At 73.4% G+C, this 12,880-nt stretch carries 15 protein-coding genes; 9 read left to right on the plus strand and 6 right to left on the minus strand.

Features of this window, described 5'->3' with window-relative positions; genetic code table 11:
• Together AC1MIR_RS20740 and AC1MIR_RS20745 are read right to left on the minus strand one after the other, a co-directional pair.
• Nucleotides 1-250 (minus strand): hypothetical protein (locus AC1MIR_RS20740; RefSeq protein WP_480030076.1); only part of this gene is annotated, 250 nt, incomplete at its 3' end.
• A 5-nt stretch (nucleotides 251-255) separates the two neighbouring features.
• Nucleotides 256-738, minus strand: coding sequence for a redoxin family protein (locus AC1MIR_RS20745; RefSeq protein WP_480030077.1), 483 nt, complete (start codon nucleotides 736-738; stop codon nucleotides 256-258).
• Between the two features lie 127 nt (nucleotides 739-865).
• On the opposite strand from AC1MIR_RS20745, the gene AC1MIR_RS20750 reads away from it, so the two are divergent.
• The 3 genes from AC1MIR_RS20750 to AC1MIR_RS20760 all read left to right on the plus strand — a co-directional run bounded on the left by AC1MIR_RS20750 (nucleotide 866) and on the right by AC1MIR_RS20760 (nucleotide 3,180).
• Nucleotides 866-1,477: a YqgE/AlgH family protein gene (locus AC1MIR_RS20750; protein ID WP_480030078.1), complete on the plus strand. Its 612-nt coding sequence runs from the start codon at nucleotides 866-868 to the stop codon at nucleotides 1,475-1,477.
• Between the two features lie 51 nt (nucleotides 1,478-1,528).
• Complete coding sequence (locus AC1MIR_RS20755) at nucleotides 1,529-2,419, plus strand: DMT family transporter (RefSeq protein WP_480030079.1); 891 nt, start codon at nucleotides 1,529-1,531, stop codon at nucleotides 2,417-2,419.
• A 74-nt stretch (nucleotides 2,420-2,493) separates the two neighbouring features.
• The gene (locus AC1MIR_RS20760) at nucleotides 2,494-3,180 is read left to right on the plus strand and encodes a class I SAM-dependent methyltransferase (protein ID WP_480030080.1); all 687 of its coding nucleotides are present in this window, start codon (nucleotides 2,494-2,496) and stop codon (nucleotides 3,178-3,180) included.
• Between the two features lie 9 nt (nucleotides 3,181-3,189).
• On the opposite strand, the gene AC1MIR_RS20765 is transcribed toward AC1MIR_RS20760, so the two are convergent.
• Together AC1MIR_RS20765 and AC1MIR_RS20770 are read right to left on the minus strand one after the other, a co-directional pair.
• A complete protein-coding gene (locus AC1MIR_RS20765; protein ID WP_480030081.1) occupies nucleotides 3,190-4,119 on the minus strand; it encodes a metal ABC transporter permease in 930 nt (309 codons plus the stop codon).
• The gene (locus tag AC1MIR_RS20770) at nucleotides 4,116-4,439 is read right to left on the minus strand and encodes an iron dependent repressor, metal binding and dimerization domain protein (RefSeq protein WP_480030082.1); all 324 of its coding nucleotides are present in this window, start codon (nucleotides 4,437-4,439) and stop codon (nucleotides 4,116-4,118) included. Before AC1MIR_RS20770 ends, AC1MIR_RS20765 begins: the two co-directional genes overlap by 4 nt.
• A gap of 20 nt (nucleotides 4,440-4,459) precedes the next feature.
• Between AC1MIR_RS20770 and AC1MIR_RS20775 the strand changes: the two genes are divergently transcribed.
• From AC1MIR_RS20775 to AC1MIR_RS20800, 6 genes are all read left to right on the plus strand, one after another.
• Nucleotides 4,460-5,890, plus strand: coding sequence for an amidohydrolase family protein (locus AC1MIR_RS20775; protein ID WP_480030083.1), 1,431 nt, complete (start codon nucleotides 4,460-4,462; stop codon nucleotides 5,888-5,890).
• A 55-nt stretch (nucleotides 5,891-5,945) separates the two neighbouring features.
• Entirely contained in the window at nucleotides 5,946-6,947 is a 1,002-nt protein-coding gene (locus tag AC1MIR_RS20780) for an ABC transporter ATP-binding protein (RefSeq protein ID WP_480030084.1), read from the plus strand.
• The gene (locus tag AC1MIR_RS20785; protein WP_480030085.1) at nucleotides 6,944-8,002 is read left to right on the plus strand and encodes an ABC transporter ATP-binding protein; all 1,059 of its coding nucleotides are present in this window, start codon (nucleotides 6,944-6,946) and stop codon (nucleotides 8,000-8,002) included. The genes AC1MIR_RS20780 and AC1MIR_RS20785 overlap by 4 nt, the downstream gene beginning before the upstream one ends.
• A gap of 77 nt (nucleotides 8,003-8,079) precedes the next feature.
• Nucleotides 8,080-8,835 (plus strand): YbaY family lipoprotein, encoded by a 756-nt coding sequence (locus tag AC1MIR_RS20790; protein ID WP_480030086.1) that lies wholly within the window; start codon nucleotides 8,080-8,082, stop codon nucleotides 8,833-8,835.
• Between the two features lie 33 nt (nucleotides 8,836-8,868).
• The gene (locus AC1MIR_RS20795) at nucleotides 8,869-9,564 is read left to right on the plus strand and encodes a glutathione S-transferase family protein (protein ID WP_480030087.1); all 696 of its coding nucleotides are present in this window, start codon (nucleotides 8,869-8,871) and stop codon (nucleotides 9,562-9,564) included.
• A gap of 12 nt (nucleotides 9,565-9,576) precedes the next feature.
• Nucleotides 9,577-10,746, plus strand: coding sequence for an iron-containing alcohol dehydrogenase (locus AC1MIR_RS20800; RefSeq protein WP_480030088.1), 1,170 nt, complete (start codon nucleotides 9,577-9,579; stop codon nucleotides 10,744-10,746).
• An 18-nt stretch (nucleotides 10,747-10,764) separates the two neighbouring features.
• Here the strand turns inward: AC1MIR_RS20800 and AC1MIR_RS20805 are convergent, their stop codons facing one another.
• Together AC1MIR_RS20805 and AC1MIR_RS20810 are read right to left on the minus strand one after the other, a co-directional pair.
• The gene (locus AC1MIR_RS20805) at nucleotides 10,765-11,916 is read right to left on the minus strand and encodes an EAL domain-containing protein (RefSeq protein WP_480030089.1); all 1,152 of its coding nucleotides are present in this window, start codon (nucleotides 11,914-11,916) and stop codon (nucleotides 10,765-10,767) included.
• A 142-nt stretch (nucleotides 11,917-12,058) separates the two neighbouring features.
• On the minus strand, nucleotides 12,059-12,880 hold an 822-nt coding region (locus tag AC1MIR_RS20810; RefSeq protein WP_480030090.1), incomplete at its 5' end, for a tripartite tricarboxylate transporter substrate-binding protein.

Here is a 12,880-nt window from a genome sequence, read left to right on the forward strand (position 1 = left end):
GGCGGCCCCGCGCGGGGGCGGCGCCCCGGGCGGGGGGGGGCCCGCCCCGCGCCGCGCGCCCCGCCGCGGCGATGCCGGCGGCGAAGGCCAGTTGCTTCTCCGCCGCCATCTCCGCCAGGGCGCCGGCAGCCTCGGCCGGCCGGGTCCAGAGCTGCGCGCGGCGCAGCGCGAAGACCCAGCCGCTCTGCCAGGCCAGCAGGGCATAGTCGCCGGCCGGCGGCATCCCGGCGTTGCGGGCGCGCCGCGGCATCGGGGCTAGAGCGCGGCCAGGACCGCCTCGGCCTTGCTCACCTCGAAGGCGCCCGGCGCCTCCACGGCGACATGCGCGACCTTGCCGCCCTTCGCCACCAGGGCGAAGCGCTGGCAGCGCACGCCGAGGCCACGGGCCGTCAGGTCGAACTCCAGGCCCATCGCCTTGGTGAAGGCGGCCGAGCCGTCCGCCAGCATCGCCACCTTCTCGCCGACGCCCTGGTCCTTGCCCCAGGCGCCCATCACGAAGGCGTCGTTCACCGCCATGCAGGCGATCAGGTCCACGCCCTTCGCCTTCAGAGCCTCGGCGTGCTGCACGAAGCCGGGCAGGTGCTTGGCCGAGCAGGTGGGGGTGAAGGCGCCGGGCACGCCGAACAGGACCACGGTCTTGCCGGCGAAGAGCTCGGCGGTGTCCACCTCCTTCGGCCCTTCGGCGGTGGCGTGCATGATCTTCACCGACGGGATCTGGTCGCCCACCTTGATGGTCATCGCGTTCTCTCCGGGTATCTTGCGGTTGCGCCCGCATCTAGATCGGTTCCGGGTCGGCCGTCCATGCCGGGCCGCGCGTCGGCGCGGCGTCCTTGCGAGCCCACCCGCCTGCCGCCATCTTCCCTGCATGGCCAGACAGAGTCCCAAGAAGCCCCTTCCTGGCCGCCCCGGTGCCGCAGGCGGCGAGGGGTGGCTCACCGGCCAGCTGCTGGTCGCCATGCCGAGCATGCAGGACCCGCGCTTCGCGCGCAGCGTGATCTGCCTCTGCGCCCATTCGGGCGACGGGGCCATGGGCATCGTGCTGAACAAGCCGCTGGACGGGCTGTCCTTCGACGACCTGCTGAAGCAGCTCGACCTCGACCCCGTGCCGCCGCAGCGCCGCATCCGGCTGATGTCGGGCGGGCCGGTGGAGAACGGCCGCGGCTTCGTGCTGCACACCGCCGACTGGGAGACCGAGGGCAGCCTGAAGGTCCGCCCGGGCGTGGTGCTGACGGCCAGCGTGGACATCCTGAAGGCGATCGCCGGCGGCGGCGGCCCGCGCGAGGGCTTCCTGGCCCTCGGCTATGCCGGCTGGGGGCCGGGCCAGCTGGAAAACGAGATCCAGCAGAATGCCTGGCTGTCGGTGCCGGCCGACGAGGGATTGCTGTTCTCCAGCGACTCGGGCGGGCTCTGGCGCCAGGCGCTGGCCAAGCTGCAGGTGGACCCGGCCCTGCTCTCGGGCGTCGCCGGGCACGCCTGACGCGCTTCCGGCGCGCTGGACGGCGCGCCCGGTCCTGCCAGAGTGGGGCGGATGTCCCGCACCCTCCAGGGCGTTCTGCTGCAGCTCGTGGCGCTCGCGCTCTTCGTGGCCATGGATGCGCTGCTGAAGGTGCTGGTGGCCTTCTACGCGGTGCCGCAGCTGATGTTCGTGCGCTTCGTCGCGCACACGCTGGTGGTCGTCGGCACGCTGTGGCTGCTGGCCGGCGGCGTGCCCTGGCGGTCCCGCGCGCCGCTGCTGCAGGCGCTGCGCAGCGTCATGCTGGCGGTGGCGAATGCCGCGCTCTCCTTCGCGCTGATCCACATCCCGCTGGCCGATGCGACCGCGGTGATCTTCGCCGCGCCGGTGCTGACCGTCGCCGCCGCGGCGCTGTGGCTGGGGGAGCGCGTCTCGCCCCGGCGCTGGCTCGGCGTGGCGATCGGCCTCGCGGGCGTGATGGTGGCGATCCGCCCGCCCTTCCTCACCGGGGAGACGCTGCATTGGGCGATGCTGCTGCCGCTGGTCACCGCGGTCGCCAACTCGGCCTACCAGCTGCTGACCCGCAGGCTCGCCTCGGTGGACGATCCGCGCACGACCTTCGTGCATACCAGCCTTGCGGCCTGCGCGTTGACGGCCCTGGCGCAACCCTTCGTCTGGACCGCCCCGCCGCTCTCGGACCTGCCCTGGATGCTGCTGCTCGGCGCGTTGGGCGCGGCCGGCCACAGCCTGCTGATCCTGGCCTTCGCGCGCGCCCCGGCCTCGGTCCTGGCGCCGATGTCCTACACCCAGCTGGTCTGGGCGGGGCTGGCTGGCGTGCTGGTGTTCGGCGACTGGCCGGATGGCTGGACGCTGCTCGGCGCCGGCGTCATCGCGGCCGGCGGCGTGCTGGTGGCGCTGCCCGAGGGGCGCCGCAGGCCGCCGGGCGGCGCCGGCCGGGCCGCATGATCCGCTTGCGCCGAAGGCCGGTTGGCCCTAGCACCGCCCCTTGGCGGGTCCGCGCGATCCGCAGACGGGCCAGCATGAGCATCCGCACCGACATTCCCGACCGTGACCACCCTCGCGCCGTCCTCGACGCGGAAGGGGTGCGCGACGCCTATCGCCGCTGGGCCGGCGTCTATGACCTCGTCTTCGGCGGGGTCTCGGCGCAGGGCCGCCGCCGCGCCGTGGACGAGGTGAACCGCCTGCCCGGCACCCGCATCCTCGAGGTCGGGGTGGGCACCGGCCTCGCCTTGCCGCGCTACCGGCGGGAGAAGCGGGTGGTCGGCGTGGACCTCTCGCGCGAGATGCTCGAGAAGGCCGCCCAGCGCGTCCGGCAGGAGCGGCTCTCCCATGTGGTCGGCCTCTGCGAGATGGACGCCGAGCGCATGGCCTTCGCCGATGGCAGCTTCGACATCGCGGTGGCGATGTTCACCGCCTCCGTCGTGCCGAACGCCAAGACGCTCTTCGCCGAGATGTCGCGCGTGGTGCGGCCGGGCGGCGACCTGCTCTTCGTGAACCACTTCGCCGCCGAGTCGGGCCTGCGCTGGTGGGCCGAGCGCTCGATGGCGCCGCTGGCCCGCCTGCTCGGCTGGCATCCCGACTTCGCCCTGTCCGACCTGCTCGACCCCGCCGAGGTCCGGGTGGAGGCGATGGAACCCTGCCAGCCGGCCGGGCTGTTCACCCTGGTGCGGGTGCGCAACCACGCCGCGATGGCACTCGCGGCCTGACGCCGCGCCTCAGGCCGCGACCGTCGTCGCGGCGGGACGCCGGCGCGGGCGCAGCAGCGCGGCGGCGGCCACCACCAGCCCGCCCAGCGTGCCGATCACCCCGGCCGCGTTGAGCGCCAGATCCACGCCGAGCGCGGCCGGCACCGGCCCGGCCAGCGCATAGCCCACCGCGCCCAGCAGCGCGCCGAGCCCCGCCCCGCCCAGCACCTGGGCCGTGTAGCGGTCCGTCATCAGCCGCAGCGCCGCCGCCGGGCAGACCAGCAGCGCCACCACCAGGATCGAGCCCACCGCCTCGAAGGCGGCGACCGCCGCGGCGGCCACCAGCAGCGCCAGGCCGAGCTCGATGCTGCGGGACGGCAGGCCGATGGCGCGGGCGAAGGCGGGATCGAAGCAGGCGAGCTTGATCGGCCGCCAGAAGGCCGCGACCACCACCGTCACGGCCAGCGCCACGCCCGCCAGCAGGCCGAGCTGGCGCGGCAGCGCGGACAACGCCACGGGATCGAGCAGCGCGGACAGGTCGCGCCCCTCCGTCCAGACCAGCGTCTCGAGCTGGCCGAACAGCACGCAGTCGAGGTCGAGATCCACGCTGCGCGCGCCGGTGACCTCCAGCAGCACCAGCCCGACGGCGAAGAAGGTGGTGAACACCGCGCCGATCGCCGCCCCCGAATCGAGTCGCGCCGCCTTCTGCACCACCGCGATCAGCGCCACGGCCGCGAGCCCCGCCAGCATGGCGCCCAGCAGCATCGGCAGCCCCGCCCGCGCGCCGGTGAAGGCGAAGCCCAGCACGATGCCGGGCAGCACCGCATGGGAGAGCGCATCGCCGATCAGGCTCTCCCGCCGCAGCACCAGGAAGGAGCCGAGCAGCCCGCAGGTGCCGCCGGCCAGCATCGCCGCCAGCAGCGGCGGCAGGTCCAGCATCAGGAAATCCTGCAGCGTCATCGCCCGCCCCCTAGCGCATGCGGGCTGGCCGGCAGCGCCGAGGGCTCCGGCAGCAGCCGCGCCGCCATCTCCGGCGGCAGCCCGTGCTCGACCAGGTCGGCCAGCCGGTCGGCGGAGGCCGCATCCGCCGTGCCCGCGGCGAGCAGGTGGTGCTCCACCGCGCGATGCGCGCGCACCGCGCGGCGGGCGAGCGTGGCGCCCTTGGGCGTGAGATGCACGAGGCCCTCGGCCCGCGCCACCAGACCGCGGAAGGAAAGCCAGGCGGCGAGTCGCGCGGCCCGGCGCGGCGGCCCGCCCCCCCCCCCCCCCCCCCCCCGCATCCCGATCCGAGGACAGGGCCATGACCACCGTCATCCGCAACGCCGAGCTCGTCGTCGCCTGGGACGCCGGCACGCAGTCGCACATCTACCTGCCCGATGCCGATGTCGCCTATGACGGCGGCGCGCTCACCTTCGTCGGCCGCGGCTACAAGGGGCCAGCGGAGGAGGAGATCAGCGGCAGGGGCCTGATGGTGATGCCCGGCCTCGTCAACATCCACTCCCACCCCTCGAGCGAGCCGCTGAACAAGGGGCTGATCGACGAGATCGGCAGCCCCGGCCTCTACAACTCCTCGCTCTACGAGTTCATGCCGATCTTCCGTGCCGACGCCGAAGCCGTGCCGCATTGCGTGCGCGTCGCGTTGTCCGAACTGTTGCTGTCGGGCGTGACGACGGTCGCCGACCTCTCCATGGCGCATCCCGGCTGGCTCGACCTGCTGGCGGAGTCCGGGCTGCGCGTCTGCATCGCGCCGATGTTCAAGTCGGCGCGCTGGTACACGAAGAACGGCCATGTCGTGCAGTACGAATGGGACGAGGCCGCCGGCGAGAAGGCGATGGCCGAGGCGCTGCAGCTGATCGAGCGCGCCGAGCAGCACGAATGCGGCCGCCTCTTCGGCATGGTCGTGCCCGCCCAGATCGACACCTGCACCGACACGCTGCTGAAGGAAAGCTTCCAGGAGGCCGGCAAGCGCGGCATCTCATGGCAGATCCATGCGGCGCAATCCGTCGTGGAGTTCCACGAGATCACGCGCCGCCACGGCATGACGCCGATCGGCTGGCTCGATTCGATGGGCCTTCTCTCGGACCGCTCCATCATCGGCCACGGCATCTTCCTGGACGACCACCCGAGCACGAAGTGGTGGACCGACACCGACATGAAGCGCCTGGCGGAGACCGGTACGACGGTCGCGCATTGCCCGACCGTCTTCGCGCGGCGCGGCATCACGCTGAAGCATTTCGGCCGCTACAAGCGCAGCGGCGTGAACATGGGCCTCGGCACGGACACCTATCCGCACAACATGCTCGATGAGATGCGCCTCGTCGCCTATCTCGCGCGCACCCAGGCCAACGATCCGCGCAGCATGACGACGACGGAGCTGTTCGACGCGGCGACCATCGGCGGCGCCAAGGCGCTGGGGCGGGAGGATATCGGCCGCCTCGCCGCGGGCTGCCGCGCCGATTTCGTGCTGGTGGACGTGACGCATCCGATGATGCGGCCCGCGCGCGATCCGGTGCGCAGCCTGGTCTACGCGGCGGGCGACCGCGCGGTGAAGGACGTGTTCGTGGACGGGCGCAAGGTGGTGGCCGATGGCGAGGTGGTCACGATGGACTACCGCCAGGCCGCGGCGCATCTGCACGAGGCGCAGAAGCGCGTGATCGGCAATGCCCCGGCGCAGGACTGGGCGCATCGCCCGGTGGAGGTCTCCTCGCCGCCGACCTTCCGGTGGCAGTGACGCATGCGATGACCGCAGGGCGCAGGCGTAGCCGAGCACCGGAGGTCTGAATCGGATGCGCGACAATGCACCGCTTCTCAAGATCGAAGGGCTGCGGACCGTCTTCCGCAGCTCGGTCGGCGAGATCGCGGCGGTGGACGGCGTGGATCTCGACGTGCCGCGCGGCCGCACCCTCGGCATCGTGGGCGAGAGCGGCTGCGGCAAGTCCATGCTGAGCCTCTCCGTCATGCGCCTGGTGCCCGCGCCGGGCCGTGTCGCGCAGGGGCGCGTGCTGCTGGAAGGCCAGGACCTGCTGGGGCTCTCCGCCGGCGCGATGCGCGCGGTGCGTGGCAGCAAGGTCGCGATGATCTTCCAGGAGCCGATGACCTCGCTGAACCCGGTGCACAGTGTCGGCGCCCAGATCACCGAGGCGATGCGCGCGCATGACCGCACGGCCTCGGTTTCCGAGCTGCGCGACCGCGCGATCGAGGCGCTGAAGCGCGTGCGCATCCCCTCCCCGGAATCTCGCTTCGACGATTATCCGCACCAGCTCTCGGGCGGCATGCGCCAGCGCGTGATGATCGCCATGGCGCTGGCCTGCCGGCCGCAGCTGCTGATCGCGGATGAGCCGACCACCGCGCTGGATGTCACCGTACAGGCGCAGATCCTGGATCTGCTGCGCGAGCTGCAGGCCGAGACGGGCATGTCCATCATCCTCATCACCCACGACCTCGGCGTGATCGCGGAGATGGCCGACGAGGTCGCGGTGATGTACGCCGGCAAGGTGGTGGAGCGCGCGACGGCGGCGGAGCTCTTCGCCAGCCCGCAGCATCCCTACACGCTCGGCCTGCTCGGCTCGATCCCGCGCCTGGATGAGGACCGGGAGAGGCTGCTCGCGATCGAGGGCGCCGTGCCGCCGCCCTTCGCGCTGCCGAAGGGCTGCCGCTTCCACCCGCGCTGCCCCTTCGCGATCGAGGCCTGCACCCGCGCGCAGCCCGCGCTGGAGGCGGTGGCGGAGGGCCATCTCGCCGCCTGCATCCGCGCGCCCGTCGAGCAATCCGCGGAGCTCGTGGCATGAGCCCGCTGCTGCAGGTCGAAGGGCTGGCGAAGCACTACCCGGTGCGGCACGGCGTGCTGTCGCGCGCGCAGGGCGTGGTGCGCGCGGTGGACGGCGTCTCCTTCGCCATCGCGCGCGGTGAGACGCTGGCGCTGGTCGGCGAATCCGGCTGCGGCAAGTCCACCACCGCGCGACTGGTGCTGCGCCTGATCGAGCCGACCGCCGGCACCGTCCGCTTCGACGGCGTGGAGGTTTCCGGCGCCGCCGAGCTGCGGGCGCTGCGCCGCCGCGTGCAGGTGGTGTTCCAGGATCCCTATGCCTCGCTGAACCCGCGGCTGCGCGTGGGCGAGGCCATCGCGGAACCGATGGAGGTGCATGGCATCGGCGATGCGCGCGCGCGCGCCGAGCGCGTGAAGGAACTGCTTGGCCTGGTCGGCCTGGCGCCATTCCACGCGCAGCGCTACCCGCATGAGTTCTCCGGCGGCCAGCGGCAGCGCATCGGCATCGCGCGCGCGCTCGCCGTGCAGCCGGAACTCGTGGTTTGCGACGAGCCGGTAAGCGCGCTGGATGTCTCGATCCAGGCGCAGGTGGTGAACCTGCTGAAGGACCTGCAGGCGCGCTTCGGCCTGTCCTACCTGTTCATCGCGCATGACCTGGCGGTGGTGCGCCACATGGCCGACCGCGTGGCGGTGATGTATCTCGGGGAGATCGTGGAGACGGCGCCGAAGCGTACGCTGTTCGCGAACCCGCGGCATCCCTATACGCGCGCGCTGCTGGCCGCGATCCCGCATCCCGATCCGCGTCGGCGCGGCAGGGTGCAGCATCTGGGCGGCGACGTGCCGAGCCCGATGAACCCGCCGCCCGGCTGCCGCTTCCACACGCGCTGCCCGCATGCGCAGGCGATCTGCCGCGAGCAGGCGCCGGCCCTGCGCGAGGTCGCGCCCGGCCAGGCCAGCGCCTGCCACTTCGCCGGGGAGCTTCCGCGCTTCGACGCCGCGGTGGGGGAGGGGATCGCGCCGCGCGCGGCCGAGCGGCTCGCGCTCTACGCCGCGGCGAAGGCGCGCCGGGCGGGCTGAGCACACGGTACCGTCCCGTCATGATCATGTCGGCCGCGTGCCGCAGGATCGCCGCGATCCCGTTGCAGACTGCCTGCATGATCACACTGCCACGACGCTCATGGCTTGCCCTTCCGCTGGCGGCGCTGCCGCTCGGCGCGGCGCGCGCGCAATCCGGCACCATCCAGGGCAGCGCGACCTATCGCGAGCGGATGGCGCTGCCGCCGGGCGCGGAGTTGCATCTGCGGCTCGAGGACATCTCGCGCCAGGACGCCGCTTCGGTCCTGCTGTCCGAGGCGCGCGTCCCGGTGGTCGGCCAGGTGCCGATCGCCTTCAGCCTGGCCTACGACCCGGCGCGCATCGATCCGCGCTTCACCTATGCGGTGCGCGCCGAGATCCTGCTCGACGGCCGCGTGCTGTTCCGCACCGACCGCGTCCATCCCGTGCTGACGCGCGGCGCCGGTGAGCGCGTGGACCTGCTGCTGGTCCGCGCGCGCGAGGTCGCCGCGCCCGCTGCGCCGGGCCTGGTCGGGCCGGTCTGGATCGCGGAGGACATCGCCGGGCGCGGCGTGGTGGACCGCTCCCGCACCAGCATGAGCTTCGGCGCGGATGGGCGCGTGAGCGGCCTCGGCGGCTGCAACCGCTACAATGGCGGCTACACGCTGGATGGCGCCTCGCTGCGCTTCGGGCCGGCCGCCGGGACGATGATGGCCTGCCCGCCGGCCCTGGCCGAGCAGGAACAGCGTTTCCACGCCGCCCTGGCGCGCGTCCGCGGCTGGCGGATCGCCAACGGCCTGCTGCACCTGACCGACGAGACGGGCGGCACCGTGATCCGCCTCGCCCCAGAGGGCTGACGGCCGCTTCCCTGCCCGCTCGGAGAGGATAGCATGCGCGACAACCAGGAGTCGCGCATGACGCCATCATTACAACTGATTTCCTTCGATCTCTGCCCCTACGTGCAGCGCGCCGCGATCGTGCTGCTGGAGAAGGGCGTCCCCTTCGAGCGCGTGGACATCGACCTCTACGCCAAGCCCGACTGGTTCCTGGCCCTCTCGCCGCTCGGCCGCGTGCCCGTGCTGCGGGTCGGCGAGGAGGTGCTGTTCGAAAGCGCGGTGATCGCCGAATACCTCGAGGAGACGCAGGCGCCGCGGCTGCACCCGGCGGACCCGCTGGAGAAGGCGAAGCACCGCGCCTGGATCGAATTCGCCGCCACCATGCTGGACGACACCTGGGTGATCGAGACGGGCAAGGACCAGGCGGCCTTCGAGGCCCGCTGCGCCACCCTGCGCCAGAAGTTCCAGCGCATCGAAGCCCTGCCGCCCCGGCTGCCCTTCTTCGCGGGCGAGGCCTTCTCGATCGTGGATGCGGCCTTCGCGCCGGTGTTCCGCTACTTCGACACCTTCGACCGCATGGCGCCGCTCGGCGTGCTGGATGGCCTGCCGCGCGTCGCGGCCTGGCGCCGGGCGCTCGCCGCGCGGCCCTCGGTGCGGAACGTCGTGGTCCCGGACTACCCCGAAAGGCTCCGCGCCTTCATCATGAAGCAGGGCGGCGTGCTGGCGCAGCGCGCCGCGGCGGCGAGGTAACGGAGGAAACTCATGGTGGTGCAGCTTGTCGCGCCGCGGCTGATGCTGATGGGCGGCGGCTCGGTCGGGAAGCTCGCCGAGGTGCTGGCGCAGCTCGGCCTGTCGCGCCCGCTGGTGGTGACCGATCCCTTCATGGTCTCCTCCGGCCTGCTGGACCGCGCGCTGGCGCCACTGCGCGCCGCGGGGATCGCGGCCGCGGTCTTCTCCGAGACGGTGCCCGACCCCACCGACACGGTGATCGAGGCCGGTGTCGCCGTGCTGAAGGAAGGCAACTTCGATTGCCTGATCGGCTTCGGCGGCGGCAGCCCGATGGATACCGCGAAGGCGATGACGATCCTCGCCGCCGCGCCGCCCGGCACGCATATCCGCGCCTTCAAGGTGCCGGCCGCCGCCAACCTTGCGGCGCTGCCGGTGATCTGCGTGCCGACCACCGCGGGCACGGGCAGCGAGGCCACGCGCTTCACCGTCATCACCGACACCGAGCGCGACGAGAAGATGCTGATCGCCGGCCTCGGCGCGTTGCCGCTCGCGGCCGTGGTGGACCACGAATTCACCTTCGGCCTGCCGGCGCGCATCACCGCCGACACCGGCATCGACAGCCTGACGCATGCGCTGGAGGCCTTCGTGTCCAAGCGCGCCAATCCCGTGGCGGACGACTATGCCCGCAGCGCGATGCGGCTGATCGCACCCAACCTGCGCCGCGTATGGGCCGATCCGAAGGACGCGGCGGCGCGGGAGGCGATGATGCGCGGCGCGACGCTGGCGGGCCTTGCCTTCTCCAATTCCTCCGTCGCGCTGGTGCATGGCATGTCGCGCCCGGTGGGTGCGCATTTCCATGTGCCGCACGGCATGTCGAACGCGATGCTGCTGCCCGCGGTCACCGCCTTCGGCCTGGAAGCCGGCCGTGCGCGCTATGCGGAAGCCGCGCGCGTGATGGGCGTCGCGCGGGAGGATGAGGGCGACCAGTCGGCCTGCGCGAAGCTGGTGGAGGAGTTGCGCGCGCTGAACCGCGAGTTGCAGGTGCCGACGCCGGCCGGCTACGGCATCGCGGCGGAGACATGGAACGGCCTGCTGCCCACCATGGCCGCGCAGGCGCTCGCCTCGGGCAGCCCCGCGAACAACCCGCGCGTGCCGACGGCCGAGGAGATCGTCGCGCTCTATCGCGAATCCTACGGCTTCTGAGCCGAGGCGTCGGCGGCGTTACCGCCCGTCCGGCAGCGCCGCCCCGCTCCAGGCCGCGATCCAGGCCGGCATCGCCTCGGGCGGGATCGGCCGCCCCACGCCGAAGCCCTGCGCCAGGTCGCAGCCGGCCGCCGCGGCGGCGCGCCACAGCAGCGGATCGGTCACGCCCTCCGCCACCACCGCGCGGCCTTCCGTATGGGATTGCCGCACCAGCCGCTCCACCTGGGCGCGCGCGCGGCGTTCGGTCGGCAGGGCCGCGATCAGGCTGCGGTCGAGCTTCACGCCCGCGAAGGGAAGGCCGAGCAGCGGCGTGCGGGCATCGTCCAGGCTGAGGTCGTCCAGCAGCACGCGGAAACCCGCGCCGTCCAGCCGCTGCAGCGCGCGCCGCAGCAGCGCGGTGTCGCGCACGGTGGTGCTCTCGGTCAGTTCCAGCAGCACATCCTGCGGGCGCAGCCCTCGGCGGGCCATCAGCGCGCCGCGCCGGCTCGGCAGGTCGGCGCGCAGCAGCACCGACAGCGGGACGTTGAAGGACAGGCGCAGCGGCAGGATCCGCCGCACCATGGCCAGCGCCTCGATCGCGCTGCCCGCGACGGCCTGAGCGAGCGGAGCGGCAAGGCCGGCGCGCTCGGCGAGAGCGACAAAAGCACCGGCGCCGAGCGCCGAGCGCGGGCGCTCCCAGCGGGCCAGGGCCTCCACCATCACCGGCCGGCGATCGGCCAGGCGCACGATCGGCTGCAGGCGCACGGTGATCTCGCCGCGCGCCATGCCGGCGGCGAGGCTGCGGGCATCGCTTGCGGGCGCCGTGCCGTTCGCGCCGCTGCGCGACAGCGCGGCGGCCAGCTTGGCGCCCTCGGCCGGAACGCTGCGCAGCCCGTTCGGCGCCTTTTCGCCGCGCCGCGCGACGACGACGACCTCGGTGCCGCTGAACGGGTCGCGCGCGGCGGAGAGCAGGTCCGCCCCGGCGCTGCCGCCTTCCAGCACAAGGTGGCGCGGCGGATCGCCCGGGCCGACCAGCCGGTATAGCGCCTCGGCGCCGCTGACGATCTGCACCGGGCGGGCGCCGTGTAGCAGCCGCGCCGCATCATGCGCCGCGGCAATCACCAGCGGGTCGCTGGCGACCAGGACAAGGCCGGACGGCTCCGGCATGCCGCGGCGCGGACGGCGGAGCATCGCTCAGCCTTCCCCACGCACGACGCCGGCGGCACCGCTGCCCTGACGCCCCCGGGCGGGCGCGGCCGCGGAGGCCGAATGGCGAAGCATCCGTCTCAAATTAGAACGATTCTCCGCCACGTGTCACAGGAGCCTAGCTTGGTCAGGTCCGTCGCGGAAGCCAAGGTTCTTCGCGCCAGCGCCTGCGAAGTTCCTCATCCTGTCGGCGCAGCAGGGCGGTCCAGGGCTCGGGGCCGAGGAAGCGGGGCACCTGACCGGCCTCGGCGCATTGCGCGGCCAGGTCCGGATCGGCCGCCAGCTTCTCCAGCCCCTCCACCAGCCAGGCGCGCCATTCGGCCGGCGCACCGGGCGGCAGGGCGAAGCCGCGGCGGGTCGCGCCGAGCAGTTCCAGCCCGCTTTCGCGCAGCGTCGGCAGATCGGGCAGCAGCGGCGAGCGGCGGGAGGCGGCGATGCCGAGCGCGACCAGCCGGTTCTCCCGCAGGAAGCCGATGGCGTCCGGCAGGGTCAGCGCCGCCGCCGCGACATGCCCGCCCGCCGCCGCCTGCCGCGTCGCGGCGGCGGAGGGGAAGACCAGCGGCGTGACGCCGGCGCGCTCGGCCAGCCGCATGCCGGCCATGTGCGCGGCGGTGCCGGGGGGCGGGGTGCCGAAGGAGACGCCGGTCTCCGCGCGCAGCGCCTCCAGGCTCGCCACGCCGCCCGGCGCGGCGACCAGCACCACCGGCTCCTCGATCAGCGCGCCGAGCGGCGCGATGCGGTCAAGCGGCGAGGGCTCGTTCGCCTCCACCGCGCGCGCCAGCAGGATCGGGGTGGTCAGCACGCCGATCACCCGCGCCTCGGCCGGCGTGCCCGCCATGTCGGCCAGGGCGGCGAGCCCGGCGCGGCCCGGCAGGTTCCGCAGGACCAGACGCTGGCGCGGCCAGGCGCGTTCCAGGAAGGGCGCGACCTGGCGCGCCCAGCGGGGCCC

It is taken from the genome of Falsiroseomonas sp. RANM36 (genome assembly GCF_056682175.1).